The organism is Mesobacillus sp. ABV4_180, assembly GCF_056158485.1.
The window spans coordinates 4,032,010-4,050,259 of record NZ_JBSWTJ010000001.1 but is presented as its reverse complement, the minus strand read 5'-3'; the positions used below and the strand labels follow the sequence as shown (position 1 = coordinate 4,050,259).

Annotated in this window: 12 protein-coding genes; 8 read left to right on the top strand and 4 right to left on the bottom strand. The window is 43.7% G+C overall.

Features of this window, described 5'->3' with window-relative positions:
- Positions 1-36: 36 nt before the first annotated feature.
- Complete coding sequence (locus ACXAEA_RS20625; RefSeq protein WP_475097714.1) at positions 37-5,592, bottom strand: pullulanase; 5,556 nt, start codon at positions 5,590-5,592, stop codon at positions 37-39.
- 469 nt (positions 5,593-6,061) lie between these two features.
- On the opposite strand from ACXAEA_RS20625, the gene ACXAEA_RS20620 reads away from it, so the two are divergent.
- From ACXAEA_RS20620 to ACXAEA_RS20610, 3 genes are all read left to right on the top strand, one after another.
- The gene (locus ACXAEA_RS20620) at positions 6,062-6,847 is read left to right on the top strand and encodes an arylamine N-acetyltransferase family protein (protein WP_475097713.1); all 786 of its coding nucleotides are present in this window, start codon (positions 6,062-6,064) and stop codon (positions 6,845-6,847) included.
- Between the two features lie 61 nt (positions 6,848-6,908).
- Positions 6,909-7,718: an EcsC family protein gene (locus tag ACXAEA_RS20615; protein ID WP_475097712.1), complete on the top strand. Its 810-nt coding sequence runs from the start codon at positions 6,909-6,911 to the stop codon at positions 7,716-7,718.
- 284 nt (positions 7,719-8,002) lie between these two features.
- Complete coding sequence (locus ACXAEA_RS20610; protein WP_475097711.1) at positions 8,003-9,124, top strand: SH3 domain-containing protein; 1,122 nt, start codon at positions 8,003-8,005, stop codon at positions 9,122-9,124.
- A 38-nt stretch (positions 9,125-9,162) separates the two neighbouring features.
- On the opposite strand, the gene ACXAEA_RS20605 is transcribed toward ACXAEA_RS20610, so the two are convergent.
- A complete protein-coding gene (locus tag ACXAEA_RS20605) occupies positions 9,163-10,182 on the bottom strand; it encodes an acyltransferase (RefSeq protein WP_475097710.1) in 1,020 nt (339 codons plus the stop codon).
- A 120-nt stretch (positions 10,183-10,302) separates the two neighbouring features.
- Positions 10,303-11,559 (bottom strand): MDR family MFS transporter, encoded by a 1,257-nt coding sequence (locus tag ACXAEA_RS20600; RefSeq protein WP_475097709.1) that lies wholly within the window; start codon positions 11,557-11,559, stop codon positions 10,303-10,305.
- 98 nt (positions 11,560-11,657) lie between these two features.
- Between ACXAEA_RS20600 and ACXAEA_RS20595 the strand changes: the two genes are divergently transcribed.
- The 5 genes from ACXAEA_RS20595 to ACXAEA_RS20575 all read left to right on the top strand — a co-directional run bounded on the left by ACXAEA_RS20595 (position 11,658) and on the right by ACXAEA_RS20575 (position 15,882).
- Complete coding sequence (locus tag ACXAEA_RS20595; RefSeq protein ID WP_475097708.1) at positions 11,658-13,304, top strand: ABC transporter substrate-binding protein; 1,647 nt, start codon at positions 11,658-11,660, stop codon at positions 13,302-13,304.
- Positions 13,305-13,405: 101 nt separating this feature from the next.
- Complete coding sequence (locus tag ACXAEA_RS20590) at positions 13,406-13,597, top strand: antitoxin VbhA family protein (RefSeq protein WP_475097707.1); 192 nt, start codon at positions 13,406-13,408, stop codon at positions 13,595-13,597.
- Positions 13,598-13,774: 177 nt separating this feature from the next.
- Positions 13,775-14,407 carry a 2OG-Fe(II) oxygenase gene (locus tag ACXAEA_RS20585; RefSeq protein ID WP_475097706.1) on the top strand — a complete coding sequence of 211 codons (633 nt, stop codon included), beginning with the start codon at positions 13,775-13,777 and terminating at the stop codon, positions 14,405-14,407.
- A gap of 116 nt (positions 14,408-14,523) precedes the next feature.
- Positions 14,524-14,799, top strand: coding sequence for a hypothetical protein (locus ACXAEA_RS20580; protein ID WP_475097705.1), 276 nt, complete (start codon positions 14,524-14,526; stop codon positions 14,797-14,799).
- Positions 14,800-14,904: 105 nt separating this feature from the next.
- Positions 14,905-15,882, top strand: coding sequence for a GNAT family N-acetyltransferase (locus tag ACXAEA_RS20575; RefSeq protein WP_475097704.1), 978 nt, complete (start codon positions 14,905-14,907; stop codon positions 15,880-15,882).
- A gap of 592 nt (positions 15,883-16,474) precedes the next feature.
- On the opposite strand, the gene ACXAEA_RS20570 is transcribed toward ACXAEA_RS20575, so the two are convergent.
- A complete protein-coding gene (locus tag ACXAEA_RS20570; protein WP_475097703.1) occupies positions 16,475-17,968 on the bottom strand; it encodes a peptide MFS transporter in 1,494 nt (497 codons plus the stop codon).
- Between the last annotated feature and the right edge of the window lie 282 nt (positions 17,969-18,250).

Genomic DNA, 18,250 nt, shown 5'->3' with positions numbered 1-18,250 from the left:
CACGAGAATGATGATGCCTGCCGTAGTCTTCTATTATTACTTTTTACCTTTTTTGTCCACCTTGATGACAACAGTCGTCAATGGATCAAGTGTTAATTTGTCTTTCGTTAGTTTGAAGCCAGATGGCTTGGATACAGGGGTTTTACCTGCTTCGTCATTGTCGACAAGGACCTTTCCTTTGGAGAAGTCGAGTCCGTCAATCGTCAGCTCCCGTTTCTTAGTATCTGCGTTTACGAATACGTAGTATGTTCCAGTGTTATCGGTAGATACGTTTTCGTAGGCGATCACAAGGTCTGTATCCTTGATTTCAGGTAAATCAAGCAATCGAACATTCTGATCAACTAGTTCTTTTTCGCCGAGGCGGAAAGCGTTCGTTGACTTTCTCAGCTCGATCAAACCTTTTGTATAGGCTTGAGTTGTCGTGTTGACTGAGTATTCCTTTTTGTTCGTTGCTTTTTGCCAGTCAAACATGTTGATGGCATCGGATGAATCATAAGAATCGTGAATGAAGTATCCGAATGGGTTGCCTTGCTCATCTGTTAATTCATGATACTTCTGTTCAGGGACGCCTTCAGCTTTCCACTGTTTCGTTCTGCCGTATTCCTGGCCTGCGTGAAGGAATGCAGTTCCCTGAGACGTTAAAATGATCGAGTTTCCAATGCGGATGCGCTTATGAATTTCCAACTCATTTTCAGGTACAGAAGGGTCTTTCTTGATCGATTGGGCAATAACATCGTGAAGCGGCAGGTTGTCATGCGCTGCGATGTACTGGACCATATCGCCTGGATCATCGTCAGCTGTATTGCCCGGCTGGCCTTTAATGTTGTTGAAGATCGTGTTGATGTCTCTCGCTCCGCCTGTGATGAAGCGAGGTTCACCTTCAGAGCCGAAGCCTGATTTTAGCTCATTACGGATTTCATCGGAGAATACGCCAACATCATCCGTTTTGTCCATCCAATCCTGGTCAGCGCCCATGCCCTTAAGCTCTGGTTCAGCGATGTGGCCGGCGAATGTTCTCCAGCCTTCACCGATGAACAATGCATCAGGGTTCACAGCTGCTGCAGCATTATAAGCGTTTTGCACAGAAGGGTAGGTTGCGTCACCCATCATATCGAAACGCATTCCATCAATCTTGTATTCTTCGAACCAGTATTTCACCGAATCTACCATCAGCTTTTCAGCCATTTTGTGGCTTGTTGCCAGATTGTTTCCGAAGCCGCCAAGGAAGTTTCCTTGTGCATCCTGGAAGGCATAGTAGTTAGGAACGATGTCATTCAGCTGACTGGCTTTCGCCATATGGGTGTAAACAACGTCAAGGACGACACCCATTCCGGCATCATGGATCGCATCGATCATCTGCTTCAGTTCCTTAACACGTAATTCCGGATTAGCAGCATCTTGTGAGTAAGCTCCGTCAGGCGAGAAGTAACTGTGCGGGTCATAGCCCCAGTTGTATTCGTTGCCGCCAGCAGAGTATTCAAGCTCTCTTTGGCCCATGTTCGTCTCGTCGCCGTAATACCAGGCCATTACAGGAAGTAATTGAACATGAGTGACACCAAGCTTTTTAATATAATCAAGCTTGTCGATGAACGCTTTATAAGAACCCCATCTTGCGTCCAGGTCACCTTTTATAGAAGGATCGGATGTAAAGTCACGGACATGAACCTCGTAAATCACAGCATCCTCACGTTTTTCATAGCCTTTGATTTTAGCATGGCCGAAGTCCTCAGGATTTGTGCTGCTTAGGTCAACAATGGCTGCCTTGCCGACAGTGTCGCCGTCAGGGCCAGCATTGCCTTCTGTATTCACGGTGAAGGCTGCCATAGACTTCGCATAAGGATCAAGAACCTTGTTTGTCACTCCGTCATTTGTCACTTCATACTGGTAAAAATAACCCTTCAAATCAGACACATCCAGGTCGCCAGGAGCAACGTCTGCAGACCAGACTCCTTTTTCACCCTTCGTCAACTCGATGCTGCCGATTTGTTCAGCTGCATTGTCCTTGTTAAAGAAGTTTGCAACTACCTTGCTTGCCTTTGGAGCCCATAGCTTCAAAGTTACTGAGCCGTCCTTGTAGGAAGCGCCCAGGTCATCACCGTCGTAAGAGAACATTTCATCAAGCATTCTCCAGCCAGATGAAGCAGAAACCGTTCTGCCTGAATATGTGATGGACAATGGAAGTTTTTCTAAATCGAATTGGGCTGTTACTTCCACTTTGTTATTTTCTGTGAATTTCACACTTTCAACAGGAACGGTTTCACCTGTTGCATCTTTAATATCCAGTTTCGACTTTAAGTCTTCAGCTGTTAAGCCATCAGTCATCGTAAAGCTTAATAGAATCGTATCTTCAGAGATTACTTCAGCAGACGTAATGCCTGTAGCCTGCTCCCAGTAAGGAGATACGTAGACATTGTCATCACCCTGACGGATCCATACATGATTGTACTTATCCAGAAGGTTGAAGGTTTTGTCTCCGCCATCTTTTTCTCCGTTTGTCTTGTTAAGGGCAATCATGCCAATTGACTTAGCGTTGTCTATTAATGGAATGTCTACATACGCACCATAACGGTCTTTACCCGAGAAGGAGGCAGCCCCTGTAGGCCATCCATCAGAAGGTGCTGCGACATCTTTCCAGTTCCAGAGACCGAAGTTTTCATAGTCAGCATTGTCACGAACATAGTGGACGCGGACTGTATTGGCAGGCAGGTCGACTGGTTCATATGTGTACACCTTGTCATCGCCTTGCTTGATAAAGATTTCATTGATTTCTGATGAAGTGATGGTAAAGCCTTTGTCTCCGCCGTCTTTGCCAGCATCACCTTTTGTTACATCCATAACGAGGAAGCCGATGTTTTTCGCGCCTTCTTTAAGTTCTACGTCAATGTATGCACCGTAGCTGTCCGTTTTTTCGAACATTGTAGCTCCTGTCGGCCAGTTGGCAGAAGGGGACTTCACATCATTCCACAGCCACGCACCAAAGTTTTCATAATTATTGTCATTACGCTTGTAGTGGATTCGGATGTGGTTGGCTGGGACAGGTTCAACCGTGCCGTCGCCATTTCCATCGCCATCATCATCGCCACCGTCAGCTGGTGTAATCGACCCGCCTTCAACGGTAAGTAAAACAGTTCCGCCATCTGCTTTCGCAGGAATGGTCAGTGTTACTTTTCCATCTGCCGCAGTATATGTCTCACCTGAATAGTGGTCAGTAACAACGGCGTTGGCAGAATCCACTGTCAATGTGACTTCTTTTGCACTGTCAGCAACGTTCAATCCTACATAAGCAGCTCCATCTCCATGCTTTCGCGCAAAAAGAAGGAATTGATCGCTGTCAGAACCGGCAATTGTTTGACGATCACCTTTAGCGAACACATCAGAATAATCACTTCTAAAGTTCAAAACTTTTTTATAGTGATCAAGGACATCATTGTTTTCTACTTGATCCCATGCCAAGTCATAACGGTTATCGTATTGCGGATAGTTGTTTGCTCCGCTTTGTCCCAATTCTTCACCGTAGTAGATGACTGGCTGTCCTTTCGCTGTTGCCTGCAGGGAAGCAGCAAGTTTCAGCTTTCCTTTGTCATTTCCTTCTTTGTATAAGAATCCATCTTCATCGTGGCTTCCCAGGAACTGACCTAGTGTAGCTGTGTTATCAATTTTACCGTTACGGGCAATCAGGGCATCATTTGCAGCCTTTAGCTTGCCGTTCACAAAATCATGGGCAATGCCTTTGAATCCGAAATCAAGCAGGGAATCCATCATACCTGATTCAAGGTATCCATAGTCGTTGTTGACTTCAGCTCCCCAGGTTTCGCCGATCATCTTGTGTTCAGGCATTTTTTCTGTGATCGCGTTCTTGAACGCCATCCATGTAGTGTCTTCCACATGTTTCACTGTGTCAACGCGGAAGTAATCAATTGTGTTGCCCTTATCTGTGGTTGCTTCCTCAATCCATTTTGTCTGCCAATCAATGATTGTCTGTCGGACTGCTGGATCTTCTGTTTTAAAATCAGGAAGATCTGCCAGCTCACCAACGATTTCATCATCACCTACATCGGAACCCTGGCGGAGCAGATTGCTGTAAGTGCTGCGTTCTTCATTAGTTGGGTATCCTGCTGGCGGGTTCTCCAAAGAACCATCAAGGTCCTTTAAACCATAACCAGTATGATTCAATACAACATCCACCATAATTTTAATGCCGCGATCATGCGCAGCGTCAATCAATTGATGGAAGTCTTCCATTGTCCCGAAGTGAGGGTTTAACTTTCCGAAATTGCTGGCCCAATAACCGTGATAAGCATAATAAGAGTGCTCATCGGTGTAGCGGACATCATGCTTGATATTCTCCACGATTGGACTGATCCAGATCGTGTTTACACCTAGTTCATCCAGGTAATCCAATTTTTCAGTAATTCCCTTAAAATCGCCGCCCTGGTAAGTACCACGGTCATTCTTTGCTTCGTAGTCCTGATTATAAGGGTCATTATTACTGGAATCTCCATCAAAGAAACGGTCTGTCAGCATGAAGTAGATGATGGACTCGTCCCAGTCAAAATCGTTCTCTCCGACAGATTGTCTCGTTTTCACTGTTACGCTTGCTGTACCGTTATGTGGGTTGCCGAATGAATCGGTGACCGTTAACGGAATGGTTTTAGTGCCTGCTGTTACATTGTCATCGACTGCAATCGTTACTTCTTTCAATGAAGGGTCGATTTCTAGAGACTTTGATCCTCCAAGCTCGGAAACATCTGCAGTGATTTTGCTGATTTCAACTCCATCAGTCAGTCCCTGTACGTCAACAGACAACACAGCGTTCTGGTTGTAATCAATTTCAGCAGGATTGACTGTACCTGAAACCGTTAATTCAGCGTTGGCATAGGTGATTTTGGATACGCCGTCAACTGTGTTATAAGGATCTGTTACTTCAACAGTCTGTCCATTTTTTGTCACAAGGAATGTATATTCATGTGTGCCATTTGGAATGTTTTCGTATGGTGCTACGAATCTCTCATTCTCTGGCTCATATGTCATTTCGATGGTTTCACCATTAAACTTCAATTCTACTTTTTCAATCGTATCCATCGCATCATTTGCAAAAAGCTCTTTATCACGGTAAAAGAAGGTGGCATTGCCATTATCAATTACCGGAGCAGATCCATCAGGTACGATTCGGATTTCTTCTACACCACTTGTAATGAAGGCTTTAGTAATGGAGTCATTCTTATTCACTGGAATGAAACGATCTCCGAATTCCTTTTGGGCTGTAGCCCAATCCTCTGTACTGCGGAGGACAAAGCCGATTTCTGCTGTATTTTGCGCAACAGCAATGTCAGCTACCGCTTTGCTGCCTTCATATTTTTGAAAATCGATCTGGTCATTTTGCACGCCTGTGTTCCAGACCCAAATATTCCAATCCCCAAAATTTTGATCTTCGCGAATGTAAGTAAAACGGACTTTGCGTTCAGTAGATTCGGAAGTGGCATTCGTTCCTTCAGCCACTGCCTTATGAGCAGGTATAAAAGGAAGCCATAAGCTCATTAGCATGACCGCTGTCATGAAAATTGAGAAACTGCGTTTCGTGTTCCTTCTCATTCGAATATTTTCCCCCCTAAATAGTTTGATGTTGCTAGAGTTGCAGAAGAAATCCTCCTTTCACATATTGAGGAATCATTTTGTGAAACCGTTTGCACAAAGGGTTAAAAAATTTTAAAGCCTCCCCAAAAAAATGCAAGCGCTTGCAATCAGCTTTCCTTTCAATTTTACAATAGAATCAGCCTTCCAGCAATGAAGGCAAAACAGTTTATTGGTAGACAAATAGTGCCAAAATACTGCATAAAACCTTGCGATTATAGTCACAAAGTATCGATGGAGATGACTTTCATGAATAGTTTAATACCAGGAGTAATGTTAATAGTAGAATTATGTCGGAAAAAGAAACCTATTATCATATAAAAATGAGCCATTTGAACTATGATGAAATTTCACTTTTAGCTTTAGTCTAATTGGAAAGTGATGAAGGATATCTTATAAAATAGAATACAAATCGAAAAGAGGGATTGATATGAAAAATTTAGATCATCAATTTCGTACTAGGATTGGATATACTTTGGAAACACCCGTCAAATTTGAGAATATCAACACCATTTTAGAATTGACAGCTTCAGCCATTCCATTTGAGAACCTGCGTACATTATCTGGTGATCTTACTGTCATTGATGAAACAGCCATTGCAGAAAAGGTTTTAAAAAAGAATGAGGGCGGCCTCTGTTATGATCTGAATAGTCTCTTGTATTTGTTTTTAAAGGAGAATGATCTTGATGTCCAGCTGATTTGCGGATCAGTTTATGTCCAGGAAATTGGCGGCTTCAGCCCTACAGGGAGGACTCACGCAGCCATTTTATTGAGTGAAGGTGGCAGAAGGTATTTGGTAGATACCGGCTTCGGCGGGAATCTGCCGTTACGCCCAGTGCCGCTTGATGGGAGCGAAATCAGCACACCCACTGGGGAGTTTCGGGTAAAAAAAGAAGACAGTGAATTCGGGGATTACTTTTTAGAGATGAAACAAAAATATAAGGATTCTGGCTGGAGGGTGGGATATGCTTTTGATACCAGCGAGGCGCTGGAGGATGTCAGCGGTTTAACAGAAATGAAGAGAATCATCACAGAACATCCACAGTCACCCTTCAATAAAAAGCCTTTGCTGACACGAGTGACAGCGAACGGATCCATGGTTTTAACAGAAACAAGCTTTACCCAGTGGAAGGATAGCGGCGTGACGAAAGAAGAAATTGACTCAAAGCGATTCAGGCAGCTGGCGAAGGAATTCTATAATCTTGATGTAAAATGAAACTTTCCATACGTGCTAACCGTTAATATAAGTATTAAAAATGACAGGTGGATGAATGCATATGGATTCGAAGGACTACTTACTGAACGAATTGAAGGAAATTGAAAAATGGGAGAAGGATCAGAAGGGGCTTTGGTTTTGGGAGAAGCTCACCCGTCTGCCGTTCAAAATGCTCGACCGGTTCACGCCAAAGTTCATCCAGGAGAAAGTCGGAACCCTGCTTGATGAGCTGGGCAGCTATATACATACCGGCGGACAATATTTATCCAGCGAGAAATCTGTATTTAATTATATGGAGAAAAAGACTGGCAGAGCAATCAGCCAGTTATCGGACCTTGAGGGCGTCTCGGTTGAAGATATGAAGAAGGCGTCTTTGGCACTTGGGGAGCAGCGCAAAAAAGCAGCGACGATTCAGGGAGCAAGCACTGGAATCGGCGGGATTTTCACCCTGGCGATTGATATTCCGGCGGTGCTGGCCCTCTCGCTAAAAACACTTCAGGATATCGCGATCATCCATGGCTATGATCCGAAAGATAAGAAGGAACGCGTATTTATCATAAAATGCCTGCAGTTCTCGTCCGCTGATGTCGTCGGAAAACAGGCAATCCTGAATGAACTGACCGATTTCAACAATGATAACAAATCACGCGAAGTCATTTCACAGCTCCAGGGCTGGCGGGAAGTCACCCTGACCTATACGGAATCATTCGGCTGGAAAAAGCTCCTCCAGATGGTCCCCGTAGCCGGGATTGTGTTCGGCGCTTTCGCCAACAGATCGATGGTTAGTGATCTGGCGGAAACCGGAACCATGCTTTATCAGAAGAGACGGATATTGGAGAGGCTGTCAGAATCTGAAGACCAGCCATTATAGAATAAGACGAAACCCTCGGTGCTCCCGAGGGTTTTTTATGTGAAAAATCAATAGGGAAAGGGTCCTTTCTTATCGCTCCTATTGGTTATGCATTTTATCCTGTTTCATCGAAATGCTTGTAAAGCGAATTTCCTGTTAATTTATTTGCTTATAAACCAATGTATTCAATTATCTCCTTTTTCCCGGTTTTCATTGGACTTGGAGAGCGATTCCCGATAGTTTTGTAGTAGTTTAATAGTTTTCGACACAGCTTGCGGAAATTCTACAAAACTGGGGGAGAAAGAATGGAATTCAGAATGAAAAGTGACAACCGCTCTTCTTTTAGGAAAAGAATGACGAAAGGGATGATTGCTTCATCAATCCTGGTCAGCAGCAGCCTGTTGATGCCGGAATTTCCTTTCATGCCAGCGAAGGAATCTGTTGTTCATGCTGCCGGGCCAACTTTTACCGTTACGGCAGATGTCCTGAATGTCAGGTCCGGTCCGGGGACGAATTATGCAAAAATCGGCAGGCGGATCCAGGGCACCAAGCTTAACGTGTTTCAAAGAATGAGCAATGGCTGGTACAAAATATCTTTCAATGGAAAAACAGGCTATGTCAGCGGTGATTATGTGCACAGTTCTGCGATATACAAAGTGACGGCGACAAGATTGCATTACAGGACTGGCCCGGGCACCCAATATCAAAGCATGGGTTTGATTAACAATGGTACAGTGCTTGATGTGATCCGCCAGGAAAGCAATGGCTGGTATAAAATCTCCTATAAAGGGAAACTCGGCTATGTCAGCGGCGATTATGTTTCAACAAGTAATGGGGGAGTCACAAAAAGAATGGACATCCCTGTCATTGCACAGCGTCCGGAATTGCCGAGCGGCTGCGAGGTAACCTCACTGGCCATGGCGCTCCGTTATTACGGGATCAATGCGGATAAAACCGTCCTTGCCAAGCAAATGCCATACGACTCAACGAAACTCGTCCGAAACTCAGATGGTTCGATTAAAATATGGGGAGACCCAAATGTCGGATTTGTCGGAACACCATTTGGCAACGGCTACACCATCAACCCGGGCCCGCTTAAAAAAGTACTCGATAAGTATCGCCCGGGAGGACTCGCGCTTACCGGAAAGAATTTTACAGAAATCGAAAGTTATGTAAAAAAAGGCAAACCCGTTCTGGTCTGGTTTACCATCAACTATGAAATGCCAATTGCAAGGACATGGAAAACACCTGCCGGCAAAACGATTAATGCAGCAAGGCCTCTGCATAATATTGTCATCACAGGAACAGACGCGAACTACGTCTATTTCAACGACAGTGAAGCAGTGAAAAAAGACGTGCGAATGTCAAAGGCTAAATTCATCAACATCTATAATGCGATGGGCAAACGTGCGTTAGTAGTGAACTAATTAAGAAGCATCTGCGAACGGATTTCGCAGATGCTTTTTTAAAACAAATTTTTTAACACTAATGTCTTCAGTTTCTGGAGCAGTTGATAACTGATATACGATAAAGTAAAAACAAGAAATGCATCTACCAGATTAAGCAGTAAGTTCTGACTGCCCTGTTCCAGTCCGATTTTTTCAAAAAACAGGTCTATTACATCAATAAAGAAAACATGAATCGCATAAATCCCGAGGGAATTCGCGCCGATCTTCGTCATGAATCGGCCCTTACCAAGTTCCGGTTTGCTTAATGCGAATAAAAACAGAAACACAGTGAGGAAGATGGTCGAAAGGAAGTATTCTCCGTGTTTGGCATCCAGGCCCTTCTCAAGCCAATGTCCTTCTAAAATCTGCAGCAGGGTAAAGATGCAAAATAAATAAGTGTATAGTTTTGAATTTATTCTGCCCGGCGGTTTAATGGAAGCAAGCCAGAATCCCGCAGCAGTATAAACCAAGCTGACATACAGGGCGGCACGGGTCGTGCTTACCGGCAATTCGTCAAAAATAGAATAGGATTGCCCGAACAGGCCTAGAAGGTTGAAGCACAGGCTTATGATCAGCAGCAGCGGGACTTTATTGAATCTATAGAAGAAGTATAGAATACCAATGCTCCAGACAAGCGAAATCACAAACCACAGCTGATAGCCGCTTGTTCCCTGACCGTAATAAAGGAGATTAAGCGGAGTCAGGCCATCGATATACTTTGAAAGTTCCGCCTCGTTGTTCCCTTGGCTAATATAGATTTTTAACACATCATACACGAAATAAAAAATCAGCCAGCTAAAATAGATTTTCAGGATTTTTGTTATATATCTTCTGAAGTAAGAAAAGGACTGAGGATGGCTGTTCACTTTCAGGCTGAACAAGTATCCTGAAGCAGCGAAGAAAAAAGGGACTGCAAAGCGGGAGATATTATCAAGAATGAAATATCCAACCTGGTCATTGCTTGGGAAGGTGTGGATGACCACGACTGCGAGGATCGCGAAGAATTTGATAAAGTCGATTGCGTAATTCCGTTCCATGTTCGTGCCTCGATTCCGTAGTAAGTCCTGATATTTTCCCCTGTTCATTCCCCATTATGTAATGGTGATTCCCCAAATAAAAAAGGAGGAAAAACCATAACGGGTCCTTCCTCCTTTTTTTTATACAGTCTTACGCAGGATCAATGCCTCTTTCCGGCCTTTCCCCTGAAACAAAAACAACCCGCCATATAGCATCAAGATTCCCGCCATTAAGATGATTCCTATATACACACTCATCATGCTTGGCACCAGGAAAGCACCCATGATGATGGTGGAACGGGCAATCAGATCGGCGCCGCTGAAGCTGATTCCTGAAAAAGCGGAATAGGAGCCCCGTTTATCATCGGGCATCATATTGGCTTTTTCGGCATTGGCAATCGGGGAGTACATCAGCTCGCCGATTGTTGCGATCAGATTGAATAAAAGCAGCATGTACCAGACGTTTGCCGATGTTATGACCGTATAGCCAATGCTGTACGCGACCAGGCCTGCGAGCAACACCTTTTTCTTATTGAATCTGTCGGTGAACTTTGTGACGATAAAAGTGAACAGGACGACAAGCATCATATTTTCGATGTTCAAAATACTCAGCATCCTGACGCCGGACAGCTCGAACTCTCCCAGAAACAGCGGACGGAATTCAGCGGCAAGGCGGACACCGATATAGCTGTTCAGCGAGAATTCCGCAGCATAAATGCACATGCCGCCAATGACGGCCATCACGAACGGTTTGTCCTGAAGGGCGACCTTGTAGTTTGCCAGCAGGTCTTTGACGACGTTTTGGTGCTGTTTCGCCAATTGTGGAACAGCCGTATCCTGGAGCCAGATGGCATAGGCAATCGGCAATGTAGCAAAAGCAATCGTTAGTGTGATGAACAGGCCTAATTGATGGTGGGCATAAAACAATCCGCCAAGCGCGGCACCGATAGCCATGGACAGGTTGGTGAACCAATAATCCAGGGCATAGATGGCTTTCCGGTTTTCAGCTGTGGTTGAATCGATGATGATCGCCTGCATCGCAGGGCGGCCAAGGCTTCCGGAAAACATGAACAGTGTATAAGCAGCTGCAAAAAGGGTAATCCATTTTTGCTCTGGTACTAAGCTGATCGTCATCAGCCCCATCAAAATGGAGCTGACAGTAGATGTCGTCAGCAGGATTCTTTTGCGGTGAAAACGGTCTGATATATATCCTCCAATAAAATTGCCCACAAATGCGATGAAGACATTAACGCCAAGGAATGTCCCCGCCCAGACAGCTCCTTTATGCTGAGCAAAAAAAAGTGCCATGAACGGCAGCACCGCACTGGAAATGGCTCGATTAAAAAAAGATGTGATCAAACGGACTTTAAGATTTTGTGGATATTCTTTCCACTTCATATTGCCAGCCCCTTTCTATAATTTGTATATTAAAGGAGACGGAACAAGTTAAAAATGCCCTTTTATATAAAATATGTCCACTTTTAAGGAGAGGAACGATGGATCGCTATTTATTGACGCTCTGGAATCAGGCTGATTCTGGACAGGTAAAAGTAGAAGAGATCGCACAGCAATTAATGCTCAGTACGAAGCAAACACGGCGGAAGCTGCAGCAATGGCAAGAAGACGGGTGGCTGACTTTTCAGCCGGGCCGGGGAAGAGGAAATGTGTCATCTTTTAACTGGTGTCGGGAAGTGGAACAGGTATATGAACAGAGCTTTTACAATGCCCTTGAAAAAGAGCCGATTGAGTCTGTAAGCAAGCTGTTGCTGCTGGACTGGACGGTGGAAACGAAGCAGCGGCTAATGGCTGCTTTCCAGGGGAAGCTGGGTTTCCATCAGGAGGGGGAAGACAGCCTGATCATCCCCAGGTTCTATCCTTTTTTAACGTATCATCCGCTGAAACTGGCTGACGTCCACAGCGCGAACATCATTGCCAATCTGTATAACAGGCTCATCAGTCTGGATGCCGACAACACGATCAATCCAGAACTCGCGCATAGCTGGGAGTATACAGACCAAGAGCTGCTGCTGTATTTACGAAAGGATGTAGCCTTTCATGATGGCTCGATTTTAAAGGCGGAGGATGTGGTGCATTCCCTCCTGCAAATGAAGCAGGATGAAAACTTTGAAACAATTTGGGCGCCTATAACTTCGATTACGACACCGGCACCGCTTGTCGTGAAGCTTGAGTTTCCAGAGGGCTGTTCTTACGTCCTCCAGCTGCTGGGCCTTTTGACGGCAAGTGTTTTTAAAGAAGTGAACGGCAAGCTGGTCGGGACGGGCGGTTTTTATCTGGCTGAAGATTCAGAAGAAAAAACAACTCTTAGTGCGTTCTCTCAGCACTTTGGACACCGGCCGCTGCTCGACCGTGTTGAATTTGTCCAGGTACCGAAAGAATTCAAGGTTGTCTATCATACTGGACATGAATCGGAGATGGTGGATACCTTCAAGGTGGAAAGCGATTCAGGCTTCGGGATTGTCGTCATGAATCCATACAGGAATTCCGATATGGCCAGAAAGGAAGTGCGTGACTACGTCCATATGGTCATCGACCGGCACCGCCATGAACTATCTGAGGTGGACGCAAGAATCACTGGGAACAAAGAGGGCTGCCTGATCGGACTGTCAAAATCCTATACCATGCCAGAAGTGCCACTGCCATCAATGACCGGGCCGCTTAAGATGAAATATGTCAATTACACTACGAACACATCAATCTGGCTAAAAGAAAAACTTGAAATCGCGGGGATGGAAGTTGAGATGGAGGAAATCTCATTCCATGAGGCTCTTTATAATAGAGAACTTAAAATGGATGCCGATCTCTTTATCCATGGAGAAATCTTCGAGATGAACCAAAGCTTTTCCTATTTCTTCTTTTTAAAGAATAGCTTCTCGCCACTGCACTTTCTCGTAAAAAAAGATGAGTACCTGCTGCGGGAAGTCGAGGCGTATACCACAACACCGTTCGAGCAATGGAATGACCGCCATCTGCAAATTGAACAATATTTAAAAAATGAATCCCTGTTTGTGCCCTTGTATTTTACAAAACGGCAAATCCCATTTTCTATTAATCTGATGAATGTGGAAATCAAGCATTTTGGCTATGTGGATTTAACGAAGCTTTGGACCAAGCCAGGGATATAATGAAGCAGTACAAATTTGTGCAGTGGGTGCCTGCTGGCTGCTGTGAAAATTTTTGCCATGACCTAGTTGGTTCCTGGTAATGGCGGAGGGGAGGAAGTTAATTGGCTGACTCGATAGAAAAAGCAATGGAGAATGCAAAGGCCTCTTTGGAATTGTCAGGTTTTAAAGTAGGAGAAGGTCACACAGAGCTCGTCAGGAAAGTTCTAAAAGGTGAAATCACCGATGATGAATTCCTGGCAGAAGCAAAGCGGCTGGCAGAAAAAAAGGGAAGCGATTCAAAAAAAGATAGCTAATAAACCATTCCCCATGTAAAATTAATTGAAAATTAAATAGATTTTTAGATTCTCGTTTTGCCGTCCATTTTGAATTACAGGAGGAAACAAGGGACATTAAGACAATTATTGCTTTCGCTAATATATCAATCTAATTTTTTGAAAAATACGACTATAAGAGGTTGATGAAGGTTGAAAATGGATGTAACGACAAAAGAACCTACGATTTTTAATCACATCGGGAACAAAATCAAAACAGAGGATCGTGAAATCAACATTATAGCCAGGATGGAAGAACCGTTAATCGTCGTCTTAGGGAATGTCCTGAGTGACGAAGAATGCGATGAATTGATCAAGCTGTCAAAAGACAAACTGGAGCGTTCGAAAATCGGCAACTCCCGTGAAGTAGATGAACTCAGGACGAGCAGCAGTACGTTTATTGATGAAACTGAAAATGACGTGGTCGCCAGAGTTGAAAAAAGAATCTCCCAAATCATGGACATTCCCAATGAACATGGTGAAGGACTGCAAATACTGAACTATAAAATTGGCCAGGAGTATAAGGCGCATTTTGACTTCTTCTCGTCAACTGTAAGCAATCCAAGGATCAGCACACTCGTCATGTACTTGAATGATGTCGAGCAGGGCGGAGAAACCTACTTCCCTAAACTAAATTTCTCAGTATCCCCGCAAAAGGGCATGGCCGTGTATTTTGAATATTTTTATGACAATCAAGACTTGAACGACTTAACCCTGCACGGCGGAGCACCAGTAGTCATCGGCGACAAATGGGCCGCAACGCAGTGGATGAGAAGGAAAAGTGTGAGATAGCGGCGACATGGAAGAGCATGGTGAACATGCTTCTTTTTTTTATGAAAGAATTAATGAAACCTTTCTCTACCTGAAATCGTTAGTAGAAGTACCCTATGTAAGGAAGGCGAGAATGAATGAAGACTTTTTTTAAGGTGATCGCAGCCAGTATTCTGGGTTACCTCTTTTCCGGAGGCATCGACCTCGACGATCTGAAATTCCAAAGAAATATGAGGAAGCTGAAAAAGGAAAAATGGTTTAAGAAATTGAGCGATAACGGAATGTATTATGACAGTATCTATCAAAATGATGAATTCAAAACATACCTTACCGAGGACGGAATCGTAAATAGAATACTGAACCACGCAGAAGAAAGAGAAAAATGCCTAGCCTATATTAAAAGAGGATGGTAGCTCTAGCTGGAACTTTTTTAGCAGTGCAGATTTTTGTTGCTCTTTTTTATCAAAAATTCCCATTAAGGTAGTATAATACAAAAAAACGATAGGGAGCAGAACGCTATGGAGCTATGGAATATTTATGATCAATACAGGCATATGACAGACAGGATCCATGAAAGAGGCCAGGAGATGAAGGATGGGGACTATCATCTTGTCGTCCATGTCTGGATCGTGAATGATGGCGGCCAATTCCTGATCCAGAAGCGCCAGCCATGGAAGAAGGGCTGGGCAAATATGTGGGATTGCTCTGCTGCAGGTTCTGCTATTCAAGGTGATAATAGTGAAAAAGCGGCAATCCGCGAGGCAAAAGAAGAGCTTGGAATCGATTTAGATATCGAAAATGGGGAACGATTGTTTACGGTGAAATTTTCACGCGGATTCGATGATATTTGGCTGGTGCGGCAAAATGTAGCGATCGAAGGCCTACACATACAGGAAGAAGAAGTTGCTGATGCAAGATGGGCAAGTGAAGCTGAAATAAGAGAGATGGCGGAGAAGGGTGAATTCATTCCATTTAACTATTTCGACCTCTTGTTTGACATGGCAAATTCCAATATTGCGCTGAAAAAGGCTTCAGTGGAGGATGCAGAGGAACTACTGGCGTTGCAAAAGGAAGTGTTCCAGCCTTTATATCAAAAATACAATGACCACGAAACAAGCCCGGCAACCCAAACAATGGAGCGCTTTTTAACAAGATTCGAGCGCGGTGAGTACTTCAAGATTTTTTACGAAGGCAAGATGGCCGGCAGCGTCTGCGTCTCTGAAAAATCACCAGGATTGATGAGGCTGAATATCATCAATGTTTTAGAAAGATTCCACAACAAGGGGATTGCCCAGGAGGTCATGGAGCGGTTGGAACTCATGTATCCAGAAGCTGATGCGTGGGAACTGGACACTATCCAGTCCGAGGAGCGGAACTGCTATCTGTATGAAAAAATGGGATATAAACAATGCGGTGAATTAAAAATCATCAATGATCAGATGACAATCGTTGGGTACCGGAAAGAGACGGGCCTGAAAAAGATTGAAGTGATATAAAACTCATTTATTTGGCTGGACAAAGAAGGAAAATGAGATTGCGATTGTTTAATGGACAATTCAGAAAGAAGAGGCAGCCAAAATGTTAAGAAAGAAAGTTTTATGGACATTTCAGGATGAAGAGGCAGCCAAAAGGTCTAAGAAAGAAAGTTTTATGGACATTTCAGGATGAGGAGAAAGTCAAAATGTCTAAGAAACAGGTTTTAATGGACATTTCAGAATGAAGAGACAGCCAAGATGTCTAAGAAACAGGGTTTAATGGACATTTCAGGATGAAGAGACAGCCAAAATGTCTAAGAAACAAGGTTTAATAGACATTTCAGAACGAAGAGGCAGCCAAAATGTCTAAGAAAGAGAGTTTTATGGACATTTCAGGATGAAGAGACAGCCAAAATGTCTTAGAAACAAGGCTTAATAGACATTTCAGAACGAAAAGGCAGCCAAAATGTCTAAGAAAGAGAGTTTTATGGACATTTCAGGATGAAGAGGCAGTGGCTAAGAAACAAGGTTTAATGGACATTTCCGAAAGATGAATGAATCAAAATAAAGGACGGCCCTCCAAATGGAGTGGCCGTCCTTTTTGTAATCAAGATTATTTTACACCCTTCATGAAGCTCTGGATCTTCGGAGACATGACGAACAGGATGATACCTAGAACGATCGATGCTCCACCGATTGTTCCGAAGTAAGTCATTTCAGTTTCAGGTGAGTAGAACTTAACGATTTGTGCGTTGATTGCTTGTGCTGCAGCACTTGCAAGGAACCAAAGGCTCATTGTTTGTGCAGAGAAAGCAGCTGGCGCCAATTTAGTTGTTGCTGAAAGACCAACTGGGGAAATTAGCAACTCACCGAATACAACGATCAGATAGCTTAGAACTAGCCATAATGGGCTAACCAATGCATCTGTTCCTGTGAAGTATCCTGGAATCAGGATCACAAGGAATGATAGACCAGCAAAAATCAATGAGAATGAGAACTTCTTAGGGATTGATGGCTGGCGATCTCCCAACTTCACCCAGAATCCAGCGAAAATTGGTGCAAAGATGATGATGAATAATGGGTTCAATGACTGGAACCATGCTGGAGAAATAGTGATTCCAGCGAATTCTAATTGTGTACGCTTGTCCGCATAGTTGGCAAGGATTGTTGAACCTTGTTCCTGGATTGCCCAGAACATAACAGCTGCCAGGAATAACGGAATGTAAGCAAGAACGCGTGAACGTTCAACTTCTGTTGTTTTAGGGCTGCGGTACATGATGATGAAGTACGCAGTCGGAATTAAGATACCAAGGATTGTTACAAGGTTAATAAAGCTTTCGAATGTTAAAAGTCCAGCAGGAATTAAAATTGCACTTAAAATACCGATTGCAACGATCGCTACACCAATGATCGTGAAAGTTTTCTTCTTTTCAGATGGTGAAAGCGGGTTTGGTACAGCTGTACCAGCAAGGCCTAGGTTCTTTTTCTTTGTAAGAACGAAAACAACTAGTCCCAAGAACATACCGATTGCGGCAATACCGAAACCGAAATGGAAGTTATAAGCGTCAGAAACTGCTCCAACGATTAGTGGCGCAAGGAATGCACCTGCGTTGATACCCATGTAGAAGATTGTGAAACCAGCGTCACGACGAGCGTCTTTTTCACTGTACATTTCACCGACTACAGTCGAAACGTTTGGCTTAAGTAAACCAGTACCGATTACGATCAATACCATGGAAACGAAGAACATTGCTACGCTGCCAGGAATAGCAAGCGCGATGTGTCCAAGCATGATCAAAATACCACCGTAGAATACAGCCTGGGAAGTACCGAAAATTCGGTCAGCCATCCAGCCGCCGATGATACCTGACATGTAAACGAGTGAGCCGTAAATGGACATGATGGAAAGTGCTAAAGTTTCATCAATTCCCAAACCGCCTTTTGATACTTCGTAGTACATGTAGAATACAAGGGTCGCTCTCATTCCATAGTAAGAAAAGCGCTCCCAAAACTCAGTGAAGAAAAGTGTAAACAGACCTTTTGGATGTCCAAAGAATCCTGTTTGAGGTACACTGTCCACAATTTTCTGCCTATTTAGGTTTGACATAATTACCCCTCCCTATTTTCGTATACTAGAATACTTTTTGTTGTGTGAATTGTCAAAAACAATATTAGGAAATAAACATCACACCCCTTGATAAATAAGGATTTTGGCTGATTTTTCTCAAAAAGAAAGTTTTTTAAAAATTATTCAACTAATAAGAATTTGAAGAATTATCAGACATTTTAGTAAAAATATCCCATTCCAGCCAACTACTTTTTACCCTAATTTTTAAAAAGCAAACTGCCAAGCTGGACGAATAAACTATAGCTGTCAGGGTATGCATAG

Coding starts and splice junctions, on each gene's coding strand:
- ACXAEA_RS20610 (WP_475097711.1), top strand. CDS start 8,003: ATGGAATTCAGAATGAAAAGTGACAACCGCTCTTCTTTTAGGAAAAGA.
- ACXAEA_RS20600 (WP_475097709.1), bottom strand. CDS start 11,559: ATGAAGTGGAAAGAATATCCACAAAATCTTAAAGTCCGTTTGATCACA.
- ACXAEA_RS20620 (WP_475097713.1), top strand. CDS start 6,062: ATGAAAAATTTAGATCATCAATTTCGTACTAGGATTGGATATACTTTG.
- ACXAEA_RS20585 (WP_475097706.1), top strand. CDS start 13,775: ATGGATGTAACGACAAAAGAACCTACGATTTTTAATCACATCGGGAAC.
- ACXAEA_RS20625 (WP_475097714.1), bottom strand. CDS start 5,592: ATGAGAAGGAACACGAAACGCAGTTTCTCAATTTTCATGACAGCGGTC.
- ACXAEA_RS20570 (WP_475097703.1), bottom strand. CDS start 17,968: ATGTCAAACCTAAATAGGCAGAAAATTGTGGACAGTGTACCTCAAACA.
- ACXAEA_RS20605 (WP_475097710.1), bottom strand. CDS start 10,182: ATGGAACGGAATTACGCAATCGACTTTATCAAATTCTTCGCGATCCTC.
- ACXAEA_RS20575 (WP_475097704.1), top strand. CDS start 14,905: ATGGAGCTATGGAATATTTATGATCAATACAGGCATATGACAGACAGG.
- ACXAEA_RS20580 (WP_475097705.1), top strand. CDS start 14,524: ATGAAGACTTTTTTTAAGGTGATCGCAGCCAGTATTCTGGGTTACCTC.
- ACXAEA_RS20615 (WP_475097712.1), top strand. CDS start 6,909: ATGGATTCGAAGGACTACTTACTGAACGAATTGAAGGAAATTGAAAAA.
- ACXAEA_RS20595 (WP_475097708.1), top strand. CDS start 11,658: ATGGATCGCTATTTATTGACGCTCTGGAATCAGGCTGATTCTGGACAG.